Here is a 17,745-nt window from a genome sequence, read left to right on the forward strand (position 1 = left end):
CTCCTGTTTCTGATTTATGTAATCTTAAGCTACGAAAGCTTCCGCAGACAGAGGCGTTTCATCGATGAAGAAACGTTTGTACCAGACGAGGAAGATGTAGGCGGTCCAAATCTGACGGCCGTAATCCAATTTCTTCGTATAGTTGTCATCGAGGATCTGCACGAGTTTATCGGTGTCGAAAAATTCTGCCGCATAGTCTGAAGCGAATGCTTTTCTGACTTCGTTGTAGAATTCTTCTTCACGCAGCCAGTGACGGATAGGAGTAGGGAAGCCCAACTTCGGACGTTTCGCCCATTCTTCCGGCAGGACATCGGCAGCCGCTCTGCGCAGCACATATTTCGTATCGATTTCGTTGACGCGGTAATCGGAAGGGATGCGTTTCGCCAATTCCATGACTTCTTTATCCAGGAAAGGTACACGCAGCTCCAACGAGTGGGCCATACTCATCTTGTCGGCTTTCAACAGGATATCCCCAGGCATCCAAAGGTTCAGATCGAGATACTGCATCTTTGTCACGTCATCCTGGTCTTTGACTTCATCATAGATCGGTTTGGTGATCGAACGGATATCCGGGCCATTTTTGTAGGCCGGCTTCAGGATATCCACAGCTTCTTCTTCGTCCCAGACGATGGCCTGGCCGATGAAGCGTTCTTCCACTTTTTGGCCACCTTTGACCAAGAAGGTCGTCAGGGTATTCCTCGGCAGTTTATGGGCCAATTTTCCGATGCCTTTTCTCAGGCTATAAGGGACCTTTTCATAGGTCTCCATTTTCTTGGATGGTTCATACCAAGAGTAGCCGCCGAAAATTTCATCTGCGCCTTCACCCGAAAGCACGACCGTAACATCTTTCTTCGCCAATTCGGCCAAGAAATACAACGGAACGGAAGATGGATTCGATTGCGGTTCATCCATATGGTATTGGATGGTAGGCAGGGCATGGAAAGCTTCCTCTGGCGAGATGTACTTGCGGACATTCTCGATGCCCAGAATTTCGGAAAGATCGGCAGCCTGGTTGGTTTCGTTGAACATTTTTTCATATTCGGAGAAGCCTACCGAGAAAGATTTTTCCGGTTTCATCAGAGCTGTGATCAGGCTGGAATCAACGCCGCCGGAAAGGAAAGCGCCGGTCTTCACGTCACTGATTTTGTGGGCGCGGACGGAATCGGCCATCGTTGCTTTGATTTCCTCCACATAGCTCTCCAAAGTGCCGTTTTCGGCATGGAATTTCTTGTCCCAATATTCGACCGTATGGATATCGTTGCCTTTCAGCACCATATAATGCGCCGGTTTCAATTTGTGGACGCCTTTGAAGAAGGTTTCGCCCATCGAAGAGTATTGCAGCGTCAAGTAAGGGCGCAAAGCATCCTTGTTCACTTCTTTGATGAAAGCAGGGTGAGCCAAAAATGACTTGATTTCAGAACCGAAAAGCAAGCTGCCGTCGGTTGTGTTTGTCGTATAGTACAACGGTTTGATGCCGAAGCCGTCACGGGCGATGAACATTGTATCGTTCACTTTGTCCCAGATCGCGAACGCGAACATGCCGCGCAGTTGTTTCACGAAGTCATAACCGTATTCTTTGTAGCCGTAGATCAAAACTTCACTGTCCGTTTTGGAATGGAAGACGTGTCCTTTTTGCTTCAGATCTTCGCGCAACTCCTGGAAGTTGAAGATTTCGCCGTTGAACACCAATACCAAATTTCCGTCAGCACTGTACATCGGTTGCTTCCCGTTATCGGAAAGGTCGATGATGCTCAATCGGCGGAAGCCTAACGTTACCTTGTCATCAGAAAACATGCCGCCGCTGTCTGGTCCGCGGTGGACGATTCTGTTCATCATACCTTCAATCACAGTCTGATGGTTCCATGCAGTCGATCCATGGATATATCCAACAAAACCACACATTTATACCACTCCTTAAGTATCTCTTGCTAGATCAGAATGTCTGTCCGTCTAGAGTCCAATCTATTCTATCACAAATGGAAAATCATTAAAAGAAATTATCCGAGGGGAAAGCTCTGCGGAATTTCCAGAAATCAAAAAAAAAGGCGTTCCACTTTGTCTGGAACCGCCTTGTCCTTCGATTTCACTGCTCATTTTTTGCGCTCAACGGTTACGTTTAACTTTGCTGGAAGGGTCCAGACGTTTTTCCATCAGACCCAACAGCCAATCCGCCAGAACGGCCATCAAGGCAGTCGGGATTGCGCCGGCAAGAATGATCGCTGTCCCGTTCGTCGCATTGACACCGCGGGAAATGATATCCCCCAAACCGCCGGCGCCGATGAAGGTGCCGATAGCGGTGATGCCGATTGCAACGACCAAGGCATTCCGCAAGCCGGCCATGATGACGGAAAGCGACAACGGCAATTCGACCAGATAAGTCAATTGCATCCGCGTCATCCCCATGCCTTTACCCGTATCCAACAGAGCGGCATCCACATTTCGCACACCGGTATAGGTGTTTTTGATGATCGGCAGCAACGAATACAGGAAGACTGTGGCAATTACGGTATCCGACCCGAGCCCGAGTCCCAGCATCAAAATGGACAACAGGGCCAGGGAAGGGATGGTCTGGATGACATTGGCGGCGCCGATGATCCAATCCGCCAGTTTTTTATTGCGTGCGATCCAGAAACCGAGTGGGATCGCCACAATTGCCGCGAACAGCACCCCATAAATGGAAATCAGAAAATGGCGGGTGAACTGTTCGAAAACATAGCTGCCATTTTCTCTATAATAGTAAAGAAGCTGCTGGAGCATATTCATTTCACTTAGGTTCATCAGTCTCCCTCCTTTAAGGATGTGACTTCTTTATCTTCAAAATAGCTGTTCTCTTCCAAGAAATTTTGGGCGACCGTTTGGGCTTCCACCAAGTCGTTATCGACTTCGTAGTTCATCGCCTGCATCATCTCGTCAGTCAGCGTGTCCTCCAATTTCAGCAGGATAGTCTCCAGTTCAGGATAAGCTTCCAGAATTTCTTTTGTGGCGACAGGACTGGCGTCATAAGGTGGGAACAGCTGCAGATCGTCTTCGAGAACGACCAGGTCGTAGCTCGCGATCCGTCCGTCTGTGGAATAGCCCAAAACGATGTCCATTTCGTCCGCTTGCAAAGCGTCATAGACGAGACCAACCTGCATCGGGTAGACGCGCTGGAAATCAAAGCCATAGGTATCTTTGAAGGATTCGTACCCGTCGCCTTCCCGCTCCATCCAAGAGTTGTCGACGCCGGCCCTCAAATCCGGAGCCAATGTCGCTAAGTCGCTGATGGTTTCCAAATTATTTTCTTCGGCAAATTCACGTGTCACCAAGAAGGCATACGTGTTGGCAAAACCATAGGATGGGAACCAAACTTGATCGAATTTTTCATCGAAACCCTTGACGACCGTCTCGAAAGCCAATGCGGGATCCGTAAGAGGCTCCATGCCCAATTCACCGGTCAGGGACGTCCCTGTGTAGCGGACAGCCGATACATTTGCATCCCCGCCGATCATAGCTTGGTGATTCAAGGTAGATGATCCAAGATTATTGACCATATCGACGGAAGCATCCGGCAGGTAATGTTCGACCATCCCTCTGACCATATAACTCAATAGTTGCATTTCTGTCGTTGTCCCACCGGTGATGACGATGCCTTCATTGTTCACAGATGCGCCAAGCCCAGGCAAAGAGCAGGCGGCCAACAAAAGTGACGTCAGCGGAAACAGCAACCATTTCTTCATGTTTTTCTTCATAATCAGTTTCCTCCTTTTGCAGATGTTGTCTGTGGAGAAACGAATCGTTCAAGCTTTCCAAGCAGGAAATCAGCCAATAAAGCCAATACGGTCACCGGTAAAGTTCCCCAAATGATCATTTCTTGATCGTATACATTCAATCCGTTAAAAATATAATCACCCAAACCGCCGGCTCCTATATACGAAGCAAGCGTCGCCCAGGCAATGACGTACACTCCGGCCAAGCGGATTCCGGACATGATGACCGGTGCAGCCAAAGGCAATTTCACCTGCAGAATGATCTGATTGTCGGTCAAACCCATCCCTTTTGCTGAGTCGATGATGTTGCTGTCCACATTTGAGATGCCGATGAACGTATTACGCAGAATCGGCAACAAGGAATAGATGAACAAAGCCACAATCGCCGGAAGTTTTCCAATCCCGAATAATGGGATCATCAAAGCGAGTAAAGCCAGGGAAGGGATCGTTTGGAGAATCGACACAAAACTGATGATAAAACTGGAGTAACGCTTGAAGCGGGTCAAGGCGATGCCCAAAGGAACGGCAACCAGAACGCCAAGCATCAGAGCTAATGCTGAGATGTAGAAATGCTCACCTGTTTTGAAGAGTAACTCGGAACCGTTCGTTGTCAAAAAGTCCATCATCATCACCCCTTAACCGTTTCGATGTCTGCGGTCGTTTCGATTACTTCTTCAGCCGGCATTTCAGGTTCTATGTCTCCCCATATCGTATCGTATACCATGTCCACAATAGAAGTGCGGGTAATCAAGCCGATCAGATGTTTTTTTGCATCCACGACAGGAATGTTTTTGTAACCCAATTTCAGGATACGCTGCAAAGCATCCCGAACGAGTGTGCCTTCACGGACAAAAGAAACTTCACTCATGATTTCGCCAGCAGTGACCGGCCTGCGGCGGTTCTGGTTGATCGCTTCGACGCTCAACATGCCCAACAAGACATCTTCCGCATCTGTCACAAACAAGCTGTCAACACGACGCGTGCGCATCAGTTTGATCGCTTCTGATAGATTTTGATCAGTCGAAACGGATACCGGACCAAGGATCATGATTTGTTCCACTGTGCGGTAATTCGTGCGCGCTTGGCTGAGGCGTTCCTCGCCGATGAAGTTTTCAACGAATTCGTTCGCGGGGTCCATCAGGATATTGTCGGGAGTATCAAATTGGACGACTTTTCCTTCCTGCATGATGACAATCCGGTCTGCCAGTTTCAAAGCTTCATCCATATCGTGGGTTACGAAGATGACCGTTTTGCCCAATTCCTGCTGCAGCTGTTTGACAAGTTCCTGCAGAGAATCACGAGTGATCGGATCCAAAGCTCCGAAAGGTTCATCCATTAAAATGATGTCTTGGTCGGCTGCCAACGCACGGATAACACCGATACGTTGTTGCTGGCCGCCGGATAGTTCAGATGGGTAGCGTTCCAAAAAATCCAACGGAAGATCGACTTTTTGAATCAGCTCTTCTGCTATTTTTCTTTGTTTTTCGACAGGCCATTTCAGTAATTTTGGAACCATGACGATGTTTTCGAAGATGGTCATGTGTGGCATCAGACCGATTTGCTGGATGACGTAGCCGATTTGGCGACGCAATTCCACTGCATTCATGTCCTTGATGTTTTTCCCATCGATCAGGATTTCACCGGAGGACGGTTCGATCATCCGGTTGATCATCCGCATGGAGGTTGTTTTGCCGCTGCCGCTTGTTCCGATGAATACAATGAACTCTCCATCATTGAATGTCAGGTTCAGGGAGTCCACGGCAATTTTCCCGCCCGGGAACTTTTTGGTTAAGTCTTTGAATTCTATCATAGGTTTCACCTCTTGTTTAATTTTTATTTCACAAATCTCTTACTCTACCTTACCCCGCAAGGAAGCCTTTTTGCAAATGTTATGGCTGGAACTTTGTGAAAAATACACATTTATGGGAGGGCTTACACCGTTGTGGTGACGGTATATTTTTGGAAAATATTTATATTTTGAAATCAGTCCATTCTGAATGACATAAAATTGACAAAATAGGTTTTTCAATATAATTAAGATGTAGTTCCTAAGTCAGGCTGATAACAAAGAAAAATAATTGGGATTCGTCGAAAAGAATGCTAGGATAATAACAGAGGCAAATACGTGCAGATGAAAAATGAGAACGGTTTCTTATTTTTTAGCCAATGATACATTTCAAATCAGGAAAGAGGCAGATCAAGTGGAAAAAAAATACATCATGTCGATAGATCAAGGGACAACCAGTACGCGTGCAATCATCTGGGACAATAAAGGCACAATCATCTCATCTTCGCAAAGAGAATTGACGCAATATTACCCTGAACCAGGCTGGGTGGAACACGACGCGAATGAAATTTGGATCAGTGCTCAGTCGGTCATAGCGGATGCTTTGATCAGAGGGGCCATCCGTCCGGAGGAGATCGCGGCAATAGGGGTAACGAATCAGCGCGAGACAACGGTAGTGTGGGACCGCGTTACGGGGATGCCGATCCACCATGCAATCGTTTGGCAATCCCGTCAGACATCGGAAATCGCCGACAAACTGAAGCAAGAAGGCCATAACGACTTCATCCATGATAAAACCGGGCTGATTATTGATTCCTACTTTTCCGCCACTAAAATCAAATGGTTGCTGGATCATATCCCGAATGCTCGTGAGCGGGCCGAAAAGGGCGAACTGCTTTTTGGCACCATTGATACATGGATCGTCTGGAAACTGACAGGAAAAAAGGTGCACGTTACGGATGTTTCCAATGCCAGCCGGACGATGCTGTTCAATATTTACGACCTGAAATGGGATCAGGAGATCCTGGATTTGCTGGACATTCCGCGAACGCTGCTGCCTGAAGTCCGTTCTTCATCGGAAATATATGGTTATACCGAAGAAAATGATTTTTACGGTTCGCGCATCCCGATAGCCGGAATCGCCGGCGATCAACAAGCCGCCCTTTTCGGGCAGACCGGATTTGAACAGGGTATGGTAAAGAATACTTACGGTACCGGCGCGTTCATTGTTATGAACACCGGCCTTACACCGGTGAAATCGGAGAATGGCCTGCTGACTACCATCGCCTACGGGTTGAATGGCGAAGTGACGTATGCCCTTGAGGGGAGCATCTTTGTGGCCGGATCCGCTCTGCAATGGCTGCGCGATGAAGCCCAGTTGATCCGGACTGCAGCCGAATCGGAAGAATATGCTGAATTGCTTGAATCGAACGAGAACGTCTATATGGTTCCAGCGTTTGTCGGATTGGGGGCACCTTATTGGGATCAGGATGTGCGTGGTGCTTTCTTTGGATTGACGAGAGGGACTTCGAAAGCGCACCTGATCCGTGCGACGCTCGAATCGTTGGCTTATCAAACAAAGGATGTCGTGGATACGATGCAGAAGGATTCCGGACTGGTCATCACGAACATGCGCGTCGATGGAGGAGCAGCCCACAACAACTTCCTGATGCAATTCCAAAGCAACCTTCTGAACACAACGTTGACCAGATCCAAAGTGATGGAGACAACCGCACTCGGAGCCGCATACTTGGCAGGGTTGGCAGTAGGATTCTGGAAGGATACCGACGACATCATCAAAAACTGGGAACCCGATTGCGAATTCCATCCGAATATGCCTACTGAAGTGCGTGAGGACCTTTACGCCGGCTGGCAAAGCGCAGTAGCCGCCGCCCGCCACTTCAAACACAAGCCAAAACTTAAGAAACACTAAAATATTCAGAAACAGACAAATGATACACCCGGTATGTTATAATGTACATATATATTTTTTTGACAGGAGGAATTACAATGGCAGACACTCTCGAATTGGTAGTCATTACGGGGATGAGCGGCGCCGGGAAAACGGTGGCGTTACAGACATTTGAAGATTTAGGCTATTTCTGTATAGATAATATGCCCCCAAGTTTATTACCGAAATTTTGGGAGCTTGTAAAGGAATCGGGTAAAATAAGCAGGATCTGCTTAGTGATCGATCTGCGCTCCCGTGCATTCTTTGATGAAATCATGTCTGCTGTGGACAGTTTGGACAATACTTCCTTCATCACAACCAAAGTAATCTTCCTTGATTCGAAGGATGATGTGCTTGTTTCCCGGTACAAAGAGACAAGAAGAAGCCATCCCCTGACCCAATCAGGAGGAACCGTACTGGAAGGAATCCATAAAGAAAGGGAACTGCTTGAGGACATCCGCAATCGGTCGCAGTTGGTCATCGACACGAGCGAAACAACACCGCGCCAATTAAGGGAACGTCTGCTGGATACATTCAAAGTCGACGATAAGGATGTTTTCCATATCGAAGTCGTATCGTTCGGGTTCAAGTATGGCTTACCGATCGATGCCGACATCGTCATGGATGTGCGCTTTTTGCCCAATCCGCATTACGTAGATGAACTGCGTCCGTTGACGGGGCTGGATAAGCCAGTCTATGATTATGTCATGAAGCAACCAGAAACAGAAATTTTTTACAAAAAATTCATCGACCTGTTGGAATACATCATTCCCGGCTACAAAAAAGAAGGCAAAACCAGCGTAAATATCGCCATCGGCTGCACAGGCGGACAACACCGTTCGGTCGCTTTGTCGGAACGCACCAGCCTGCAATTGAAGAGCGCGGGCTATCAAGTGAATACAACCCACCGTGATCGGACTAAGCGTAAAGAGACGGTGAATCGGTCATGAGTCAAAACCCGAGCAGAACGAAGAAAATCGTCGTTATCGGCGGCGGAACGGGCTTGCCGGTCATTCTGAAAGAACTGAAGAACCACAACACAGATATCACGGCCATCGTCACGGTGGCTGATGACGGCGGCAGCAGCGGCATCATCCGCGACCATGTCAACATTGTGCCTCCCGGGGATATCCGCAACTGCCTGATTGCGCTCTCCGATATGCCGAAATTGGAAAAGGACATTTTCCAGTACCGTTTCGATTCAAAGGATTCCTTCATTTCCGGGCATGCAATCGGAAACCTCGTCATCGTGGCCCTGACTGAAATGAAAGGGAACATTTTTGATGCCATTCGGTTGTTGTCCGTCATGATGGGCGTAAAAGGCAAAATTTACGCCGCAGCTGACGAGCCGCTCTCACTCTATGCAGAGTTCAAGGACGGTACGGTCATCAAGGGCGAGTCGAAAATCGCAAATGGCCGCAAAAAAATCGAACGGGTGTATGTCAAACCGTTGGATGAAACAAGGGAGGCCGTCGCTTCCCGTCACGTCATCAAAAGCATTCTGGATGCAGATATGGTCGTTATCGGACCGGGAAGCCTGTATACGAGCATTTTGCCTAACCTGATGATCAGTGATCTGGGACAAGCGGTCATCGAGACCAAAGCCGAGAAAGTGTACATCTGCAACATCATGACGCAATTGGGCGAAACAGAGGGCTTCAGCGATGCTGATCATATCAAGGTTTTGCATGACCATCTGAAAGCGAAATTCATCGATACCGTATTGGTGAACACGGAAAAAGTGCCGGATGAATACCTCAATCAACAAGCCGACGAAGAATATCTGCTGCAGGTACGCCATGATTTCAAAGGGTTGCGCGAAGAAAATTGCCGGGTCATCTCAGCGGACTTCCTTGATATGAAGAACGGCGGCGTGTACCATGACGGCAATAAAGTCGTTTCGGAACTGATCAATCTGATTTCCAATATCAAAACTATCTGTTGACCTTTTTTCTGATAGAAAGAAGCTGTCGGAAAGGGGGCATATATGTCTTTTGCATCTGAAGTAAAAAAAGAATTAACAACATTGGAAGTGCACCGCGAACATGCGAAAGCCGAGCTGACCGCGTTGATCAGGATGAGCGGATCGGTAAGCATCTATAACCAGTCATTTGTCCTGAATGTCCAGACAGAAAATGCGGCAATCGCCAGACGGATGTACGTTCTCTTGAAGGATCACTACTCATTCGAAAGCGAGCTGTTGGTGCGCCGTAAAATGAAGCTGAAGAAGAATAACGTTTATATTGTGCGCCTGAAGCAGGGCGTCACGGAATTGCTGAGTGATCTGAGTATTTTCGACGGCTTGTCATTCAAGACGCAAGTTTCCGAAGACATCATGAACAATAACCAGAAGGAACGCTCTTACCTGCGCGGGGCCTTCATGGCCGGTGGTTCGGTGAACAGCCCGGAAACAAGCCGTTATCATCTGGAAATCTATTCCAATTATGAGGACCACAATCAGGATATCTGTGATATGATGAATCACTTTGACCTGAACGCGCGGACGATCGAGCGCCGCAACGGCTTCATCACTTATCTCAAGGAAGCCGAGAAGATTGCCGATTTTCTGGCATTGATCGGTGCCCATAACGCGATGATGAAGTTTGAAGACGTGCGGATCATCCGAGACATGCGTAATTCGGTCAATCGCTTAGTGAATTGCGAAAACGCGAATATGAATAAGACAATCGATGCGGCTGCAAAACAGATTGCCAACATCGAATTCATCGAAGCAACGGTAGGGCTGGGGAGATTGCCTGACAAGCTGAAGGAAATTGCCGTGATCCGCTTGGAGAATCCCGACATCAGCCTGAAGGAACTTGGGGAAATGATCCCGAGTGGAGTCATCTCCAAATCCGGGATCAACCACCGTTTGCGAAAAATCAACGAGTATGCCGATTCTTTGCGGATGGGGAAAGCCAGCCGCTGATACAGAAAGATAAACCTTGAGACTGAGAAAAGTCTTCAGGTTTATTTTTTTTGAAAAAAATCAAGCCTCCTTTTTTGCGGATATTGTAGACAGTAAGTCAAACTGAAGGAGGAATGAAAGGATGAATCAAGTTTCATTGATCGGGCGGCTGGTGCGGCCCATCCAAGTGCAACAGGTGAATGGGGAAAGGCAAGTCTGCAACAATACATTAGCGGTGCAGCGCCTAAGGAAAGCGGATGAAGGCCAACCACAGGCGGATTTCATACCTGTCGTGTTTTGGGGAGCAACCGCAAATCTGGTTGAACAGTATTGCGCCAAAGGCAACCAGATCGGTGTCAATGGCCATTTGGTTTCGCGTTCCTACGTCAATAAACAGGAGCAGCACGTCTATGTCATCGAATTGGTCGTGGAAGAATTGTATTTCGTGGAAGCGAAAAGAGAACAGGAAGCAGTCTGATGCTCCCGCCAAAAAGCCCCGGATTCCGGGGCTTTTTCTTTCGGAAACAGCGATTTCCTTATTTATTCATAGAAATTTCAAAGGTATGTGGTATCGTAGACTGGAAATGATGCCGCTTATCGGAAAAAAAGATATAATGAAGGAAATGAGAAGGAGAGTCGCTATGGAAATTTTGATGATAGAAGACAATGAAGCCGTCTGCGAAATGATGGCGATGTTTTTCGAGAATGAGGGTTGGCAAGCTGCATTCAAACATGATGGAAAAGAAGGTCTGGAGGCGTTCGCAGCGGAAGACAGAAAATGGGATATGATCATCCTCGATCTGAACCTGCCGAGCATGGATGGGATGCAGGTCTGCCGTGAAATAAGGAAAATTTCCCAGTTTGTGCCGATCATCATGCTGACGGCGCGCGATTCGGAAAGCGACCAGGTCATCGGTCTGGAGATCGGCGCGGATGAGTACGTCACGAAGCCGTTCAGCCCGCTGACCCTGATAGCCCGCATCAAAGCGATGCACCGTCGCGCTAAGGTCGATCACTCACAGGTGCAGGCTACGGACGATTTCGATGTACTGACCGATCATGTCAAAATCAGCACGATCACGCGTGAAGCCTATCTGGACGGGAACCAGATCGAGAGTTTGACGCCGAAGGAATTCGAACTGTTCGCGTTGCTGGCCGAACACCCGAAGCAAGTATTTTCGAGGGAACATCTTTTGACCCGGATCTGGGAAGATCCATATTACGGGGATGAACGCACAATCGATGCGCACATCAAGAAATTGCGGCAAAAAATAGAAGCGGTCGGACCGCAAGTGATCCAAACGGTTTGGGGAGTCGGCTACAAATTCGACGACAGCGGAGTAGAGGATAAATGAAGTACGTCTATCAACAAATCCTTGCTTTTTTCGCATTGATTCTAATAACTGTCAGTACGACAGGCATCCTGATCATCCAATACGTCACCACTAATGTCTACGACGAGAAAGAGGCGCAGCTTTATGGCTATGCCGAATCGATCATCGATCAGAACATGACGATCCAGCAATTGGAAAGTGGTTCGACTCTGGTGTCCAACCAGGACGTCTCGTTTGCCATCTTTGATGGAGAAGACCACATGGTTTACCCGCAAGCCACGGATCTGTATACGAGCGGAATCAGCACGGAGGATTTTAAGAGGCTCTCAGAAGGGGAACGGATTTCTTTGACGGAAAGGGATCGTGGCTTCCTGAACGAAAAGAAGCGCTTCTTGACGGTTTATCTCCCACTTTTTAATGCGACCACTGCCGAATTCACAGGCTTCATTGCGGTGGGCTCGCCGGTAAAAGGCATCGAGGATGAAATCAACGAAATTGAGCACAACCTGCTTGTGGCTGTCCTGACTTCCGGGGGCATCGCGATTGTATTGAGCCTAGGCATCGCCAATTATTTGACAAGGCGCATCAAACGCATGCGGAGGGCCACCCATGAGATTGCTTCAGGCAATTTTGATATCTCGCTGGAGAATCATCACAAAGATGAATTTGATGAGCTGTCTGAGGATTTCAACCAAATGGCAAGGTCTTTGAAAGCCTCCAACGAGGAGGTCGAACGCCAGGAGAATTTAAGGCGTCAGTTCATGATGGACGTAGCCCATGAGATGCGCACGCCGCTCACGACGATCAATGGCATCCTGGAAGGGATCCAGCACCACATGATTCCCGAAGGACGTCGGGACCGGAGCATGCAACTGATGCAGAAAGAAACCAAAAGGCTGATCCGTTTGGTGAACGAAAACTTGGACTATGAAAAAATCCGCTCCAATCAGATCGTTTTAGTGAAGCAAGAGTTTTCTGCCAAGGAAGCGTTGGAGAATGTCGCGGAACAGATGCGGGCAAAAGCGCAGGCGAAGGATGACTTGATCATCGTCCAGGTGAATGCCGCGGACCGGATCTACGCGGACTATGACCGTTTTATCCAGATTATGGTGAACCTTACCCAGAACGCTATCCAGTTCACGAAAAACGGCACCATCACCCTGTCGTCGTTCCCGGATGGCGAGCAGCAAATCATCCAGGTCAAAGACACGGGCATCGGCATCGAGAAGAAGGATATCACAAGCATCTGGGAAAGGTTCTACAAAGTGGATGTTTCCAGAAAAAACACGAAATTTGGCGAATCGGGGATCGGTTTGGCCGTGGTCCAATCTTTGGTGATGAACCATAAAGGGACTGTCGACGTGGAAAGTACTCCAGGCGAGGGAACGACTTTCACGATTACATTACCAACGAAAACTGCACTTGAGAAAAATAGTTAAAAAAATAGCTGCCGGAATTTAAAATTCCGGCAGCTATTTTGGTTATTCAACTGTTTCTGTTTGTCCTTCTGCTTGGGTTTCTTCCGAAGCGGGTTGTTCTTCCGTTACGGTTCCTTCAGCAGCGGCTTTGTTGGCCGGGAACTCAGGGGCATCCGTCTGATACAGCGGAACGCTTGAGACGCCGTTGTTCGTGTAATACAAGGAAGTGTTCAGATCGCCCAATTCAGCGATGTCCTCTTCCAGTTCGACTGGAGAATCCACATAGTTGTGCAGGCTCTTGTCCACCGGCATGAATCCATCCGGGGTGTAGAAGCGAAGCAAGTCTCCGTTGATGATCTGATCTGAAATCGCCAGCTGCAGTTCAGCTTGCGCCCGGATTTCAGCAACCTTTTGGATCACTTCTTCGGTCTGATAAGCAAGTGTACCTGTTTGGGTATGATAAACAGTATTTCCTAAAATGGTGTATTCGCTCGTTACGATGCTTCCGTTACGGAAAACAACGATTCCCTCATTTTGCGCCGACAACAGATCCTGCCCAAGTTGGACATAGGCCGAAGTGTCGACACCCAGAAGATGCATCACAGTAGGCAAGATATCGATCTGGCCGCCATAGACGTCGCTGATCTGTCCGGTACCGGAACCAGGGTTGTGGATGATGAAAGGAACCCGTTGCATCATGGCGTCATCGTAGGCACTCCACAAATCGGCATTCGCTCCGATGAGCGGGGCCAACGTTTCGTTGCGTGAACTGGAAATACCGAAATGGTCGCCATACAATACGAAAATCGTATTATCATAAAGTCCTGCATCCTTCATATATTGGAAGAACTCAGCCAGGGCCTCATCGGCATAGTGGACGGTATTGAAATAACCGTCAACCGTTTCGTCGCCGGTATCCAAGGCGAAGGTGTCGTTCATCTCGTCTTCAGGGAACGGGAAGTGGTTCGAAACAGTTATGAACTTCGCGTAGAAAGGCTGCGGCAATTGTTCCAGGTATTGAGCCGATTCCTGGAAGAACAATTTATCCTTCAACCCGTACTCGACTGAATTTTCATCCGTCAGCGTGTAACTGCTGTCGGCATCGAAGAAATAATCATAGTCAAAGGATTTGTAGACATTATCGCGATCCCAGAAAGAGCCGACATTACCGTGGAAAACGGCTGATGTGTACCCAAAGGATTCGCTCAAGATGGCTGGTGCCGATTGGAATGTATTGTCGGCGCCAATCTGTGTGAAGGCTGAACCTTGAGGCAATCCGAAAAGGGAATTGTCCAGCATCAGTTCGGCATCACTTGTTTTTCCTTGTCCTGTCTGGTGGAATATGTTGCTGTAACTGTATGAATCACTGCTGTGATACAAACTGTTCAGGAACGGCGTCACTTCTGCCGTCGTGCCTGTTTCATCGGTAAGCGACAAATCGATCAGGAACTGTTGCATACTTTCCAGATGGATGTAGACGACGTTTTTGCCTTCTGCCTGGCCGAAGTATGTTTCGTTCGGCTCGGCGTAATGTGTACTCATATAATCAAGAACGGAAGCCATATCCGAGCTGTCCGCGCTTGCACGCACTTGGTTGGCCTGGGCTGTCTTGATTCCATCATAGAGAGTATAGACATTGATACCCAAGTATTTTACGATATAGTTGCGGTCAAAAGTTCTCGTCAGCAATTGCGGGCGGCTGATTTCAGCCAGACCCAGGTTAGCGGCAAAGAGAGCGATTGAAGCTGCGATCGTCGCAAAAGCCCATCTTTTCTTGAAGATGCGTTCGTCGCGGTTTTTGCTGACGAATTTCTTATAGACGTAGACGAGCACGAAAGCATCGATCCAATAGAACAGGTCGATCGGCTGCATCATGGCGATGACGCCGGAACCCAGGTTTTTGGTTGCATTGGCAGAACCGAAAATGGTCTTGATCGTCAAGAAATCCGTAAACTCGCGGTAATAGACGATGTTTGCGAACAACAGGACCGAATTCAGCATGTACAGAGCAATCAAGCTTCGGAAACCTTTTTTAGGATTCTTTACAAAAAGGGAAATTCCCAGAATCAATAAGGTAGTTGCAATCGGGTTGATAAAAAGAATCAGCTGCTGGAACCAGCCATCTACGCCTAAAGAGAACGCTGTGTGGTAAGCGAAATAGGTCTTCAGCCAGAATAGGACGACGGCAAACAGGAAAAATCCGAATCGCGTCCGCAACTGTTCAGTTAATTTTTGTTTCAAAAAAGAGACCTCCTATGTTATCTTGTGGAACACATGTAAATTTCATGTGAATTTTTAAGGGTAATGTTTGCTGTTTGTGAATTTTATGTAAAATGAGCTAGTGTCATTATATTCTGAATGCTTTTGATAGTCAATCGAAGCACCGTAAAGTTTTTCCTAAGTTTTTATCAAGAACGGTTGCTTTTTTTAGGATTTTTAGAGAAAATGGGTCTTTCCATGTATCTGATCAAAGGAACAAAACTGACAAAGGTGAGCATAGATTATGATATTTTTACAAAGGCCTTATGAGTGGGTGGCTGCTTCTCTGGAATCATCCGTCAATCATTTTCCGCTCATAGAATTAGTTTTCAACAGCGTGGACAAGACCATTTTGTATTATTTGATTTGGCTGGTCCTGCGGGCGGCCTATTTGCTGCACAGACACCGCAAGACGGGCAAAAAAATCCCCTTATATAAGGAAGGCTTGTTGCATGCTCTGTTTATCTACATCGTGCTGCTGCTTCAACTGACGGTTTTCCGCAACGAGGAGACCTTCTGGACCGTCGAGTATCACAAAATCGATTGGTCAGCGATCCATTGGCTGCCGTTGGTGGATACGGTCAAACTATTTTACGGGGACTCCGGTTTTTCGGCCTGGTATAATTCATGGGGGAACGTCGTCTGGTTTATGCCGTTGGGTTTCGTGGGTCCGTACCTGTTCAGGAAAAAATGCAGTTTCCTCAAAGTGACGGCGGTCGGCTTTCTTTTTTCCGCCATGATCGAGTTCCTCCAACTCATCTTTCAGACGGGCGTGACGCATATAGATGATGTCTTCTTCAATACGTTGGGTGCAGCAATCGGCTACGGCATCTGGGTATCTTCAAAAAAACAAAGCAGTGCAGAACGAACAATTGACTATAAAGGAAGAAAACAATGAAAAAAATAATCATTACGCAAATAAGCGAAAAAAAAATTAAGGCAGGGAATCCCTTGCTGCAGTTCGAGGATTTCCCAAATGAACTCAGCTTCAATGAGGGCGAAATAGTCGAACTGGTCGATTCTCGCCAGGCATTCGTAGCAAGAGCCTATTTGGCCAAACAGAACAAAGGTGTCGGCTGGGTATTTTCGTTGGATAACGCGGATAGTTTCAATGAAGCGTTCTTCAAAAACCAGTTCGAAAAAGCGAAACGCAAGCGCACGGATCTGCAAGCGGATCCGGAAACGACTACCTATCGGCTTTTCAATGCGGAGGGTGACGGCATTCCCGGTGTCACCATCGACCATTATGATGGATTTGCGGTGGTATCCTGGTACAGCGGAGGCATCTTCCGCTACCAAGCCGCCATCCTCGCTGCTTTTCAAGCGGTCTTCCCGGAAACGAAGGGCATCTATGAAAAATTCCGTTACCAACGGAAAGACAGCCTGATCAGCCGCTTCGTCACGGGTGAAGCAGCCCCGACGCCCCTGATCGTGAAGGAGAACGGCATCAACTATGCGACCTATCTGGATGATGGGCTGATGACGGGCATATTCCTGGATCAGCGCGACGTACGCGGTGCTCTGACGGAGCGTTATGCGGCAGGTAAACGGGTATTGAACACCTTCAGCTACACGGGCGCTTTCTCTGTTGCTGCAGCTATGGGCGGAGCAATCGAAACAACAAGTGTCGATGTTGCGAACCGTTCATTGGAACGGACCAAAGAACAATTCGCCGTCAACAACCTGGATGGCGATGCGCAAAAAATCTATGTCATGGATGTCTTCGATTTCATCCGCTACGCCATCCGCAAAGAATTGCAGTATGACGTGACCATCATCGATCCGCCGAGCTTTGCCCGCACCAAAAAGCGGACTTTCTCGGTCACGAAGGATTACACCCAGTTGTTGGAAGAGCTGATCCAGATCACCGCACCGGATGGCACGCTGATCGTTTCTTCCAACGCCGCCAACTACAAGGAAAAGAATTTCAAACAGGACATCGACCAAGCCTTCAAGAACAGCCATTGTGACTACCGTATCCTGGAAACCTTCCATTTGCCGAGCGACTTCGCTGTTCCGGCAGGCAGCAAGACCAGCGATTACCTGAAGGTCTTCATCATCAAGAAACTGGCAAGATAAGAAAAGCTGAACGGGTTCGCTCAGCCCTGAAAGAAATTTAGGAAATCTGACCCTGAATGAGCATCGAAGAGCGCAATGGGTCAGATTTATCTAATTTCCGAGGGGCTAACCCGTGAAGCTAGCCAACGCTTTGAATTGCATGTAACATTTTGCAATTCTTTGAAGCACCAACGGTGACGCACTTTTGAGTACAGAGATATTTATATTTTTCCTACAATATAGAAAAAAGAGAACGGAGCTGCCTCGAAAATGAGGTGGCTCCGT

Annotated in this window: 15 protein-coding genes; 9 read left to right on the forward strand and 6 right to left on the reverse strand. The window is 47.9% G+C overall.

Annotated elements, in window-relative coordinates; genetic code table 11:
* Positions 1-24 precede the first annotated feature (24 nt).
* The 5 genes from asnB to ACKPBX_RS10300 all read right to left on the reverse strand — a co-directional run bounded on the left by asnB (position 25) and on the right by ACKPBX_RS10300 (position 5,556).
* Positions 25-1,902 carry an asparagine synthase (glutamine-hydrolyzing) gene (asnB, locus tag ACKPBX_RS10280; RefSeq protein WP_086629359.1) on the reverse strand — a complete coding sequence of 626 codons (1,878 nt, stop codon included), beginning with the start codon at positions 1,900-1,902 and terminating at the stop codon, positions 25-27.
* 201 nt (positions 1,903-2,103) lie between these two features.
* Positions 2,104-2,778 (reverse strand): ABC transporter permease, encoded by a 675-nt coding sequence (locus ACKPBX_RS10285; RefSeq protein ID WP_086629357.1) that lies wholly within the window; start codon positions 2,776-2,778, stop codon positions 2,104-2,106.
* Positions 2,778-3,728, reverse strand: a complete 951-nt coding sequence (locus tag ACKPBX_RS10290) for an osmoprotectant ABC transporter substrate-binding protein (RefSeq protein ID WP_086629355.1) — start codon at positions 3,726-3,728, stop codon at positions 2,778-2,780. The genes ACKPBX_RS10285 and ACKPBX_RS10290 overlap by 1 nt, the downstream gene beginning before the upstream one ends.
* Positions 3,729-3,730: 2 nt before the next feature.
* Positions 3,731-4,372, reverse strand: a complete 642-nt coding sequence (locus ACKPBX_RS10295) for an ABC transporter permease (RefSeq protein ID WP_119093871.1) — start codon at positions 4,370-4,372, stop codon at positions 3,731-3,733.
* A 2-nt stretch (positions 4,373-4,374) separates the two neighbouring features.
* A complete protein-coding gene (locus tag ACKPBX_RS10300; RefSeq protein WP_319995287.1) occupies positions 4,375-5,556 on the reverse strand; it encodes a betaine/proline/choline family ABC transporter ATP-binding protein in 1,182 nt (393 codons plus the stop codon).
* A gap of 409 nt (positions 5,557-5,965) precedes the next feature.
* Here ACKPBX_RS10300 and glpK point away from each other — a divergent pair, with 409 nt between their 5' ends.
* The 7 genes from glpK (at position 5,966) to ACKPBX_RS10335 (ending at position 13,164) form a co-directional block, all read left to right on the forward strand.
* On the forward strand, positions 5,966-7,465 hold the full coding sequence (gene glpK / locus ACKPBX_RS10305; RefSeq protein WP_319996429.1) for a glycerol kinase GlpK: 1,500 nt from the start codon (positions 5,966-5,968) through the stop codon (positions 7,463-7,465).
* Between the two features lie 77 nt (positions 7,466-7,542).
* Positions 7,543-8,433 (forward strand): RNase adapter RapZ, encoded by an 891-nt coding sequence (gene rapZ / locus ACKPBX_RS10310; RefSeq protein ID WP_086629347.1) that lies wholly within the window; start codon positions 7,543-7,545, stop codon positions 8,431-8,433.
* Positions 8,430-9,428, forward strand: a complete 999-nt coding sequence (locus ACKPBX_RS10315; protein ID WP_119093874.1) for a gluconeogenesis morphogenetic factor MgfK — start codon at positions 8,430-8,432, stop codon at positions 9,426-9,428. Before rapZ ends, ACKPBX_RS10315 begins: the two co-directional genes overlap by 4 nt.
* A 42-nt stretch (positions 9,429-9,470) precedes the next feature.
* Positions 9,471-10,412 (forward strand): DNA-binding protein WhiA, encoded by a 942-nt coding sequence (gene whiA, locus ACKPBX_RS10320; protein ID WP_119093875.1) that lies wholly within the window; start codon positions 9,471-9,473, stop codon positions 10,410-10,412.
* A gap of 121 nt (positions 10,413-10,533) precedes the next feature.
* Positions 10,534-10,869 (forward strand): single-stranded DNA-binding protein, encoded by a 336-nt coding sequence (locus ACKPBX_RS10325; RefSeq protein ID WP_068560913.1) that lies wholly within the window; start codon positions 10,534-10,536, stop codon positions 10,867-10,869.
* Positions 10,870-11,032: 163 nt separating this feature from the next.
* On the forward strand, positions 11,033-11,746 hold the full coding sequence (locus ACKPBX_RS10330; RefSeq protein WP_119093876.1) for a response regulator transcription factor: 714 nt from the start codon (positions 11,033-11,035) through the stop codon (positions 11,744-11,746).
* Positions 11,743-13,164 (forward strand): ATP-binding protein, encoded by a 1,422-nt coding sequence (locus tag ACKPBX_RS10335; protein ID WP_319995288.1) that lies wholly within the window; start codon positions 11,743-11,745, stop codon positions 13,162-13,164. Before ACKPBX_RS10330 ends, ACKPBX_RS10335 begins: the two co-directional genes overlap by 4 nt.
* A 42-nt stretch (positions 13,165-13,206) precedes the next feature.
* Here the strand turns inward: ACKPBX_RS10335 and ACKPBX_RS10340 are convergent, their stop codons facing one another.
* The gene (locus tag ACKPBX_RS10340; RefSeq protein WP_319995289.1) at positions 13,207-15,384 is read right to left on the reverse strand and encodes an LTA synthase family protein; all 2,178 of its coding nucleotides are present in this window, start codon (positions 15,382-15,384) and stop codon (positions 13,207-13,209) included.
* A 262-nt stretch (positions 15,385-15,646) separates the two neighbouring features.
* Here ACKPBX_RS10340 and ACKPBX_RS10345 point away from each other — a divergent pair, with 262 nt between their 5' ends.
* Complete coding sequence (locus ACKPBX_RS10345; RefSeq protein ID WP_319995290.1) at positions 15,647-16,300, forward strand: VanZ family protein; 654 nt, start codon at positions 15,647-15,649, stop codon at positions 16,298-16,300.
* On the forward strand, positions 16,297-17,481 hold the full coding sequence (locus ACKPBX_RS10350; RefSeq protein WP_319995291.1) for a class I SAM-dependent rRNA methyltransferase: 1,185 nt from the start codon (positions 16,297-16,299) through the stop codon (positions 17,479-17,481). Before ACKPBX_RS10345 ends, ACKPBX_RS10350 begins: the two co-directional genes overlap by 4 nt.
* The last annotated feature ends 264 nt before the right edge of the window (positions 17,482-17,745 follow it).

The sequence above is a fragment of the Trichococcus shcherbakoviae genome (assembly GCF_963666195.1).
GTDB lineage: Bacteria > Bacillota > Bacilli > Lactobacillales > Aerococcaceae > Trichococcus > Trichococcus shcherbakoviae.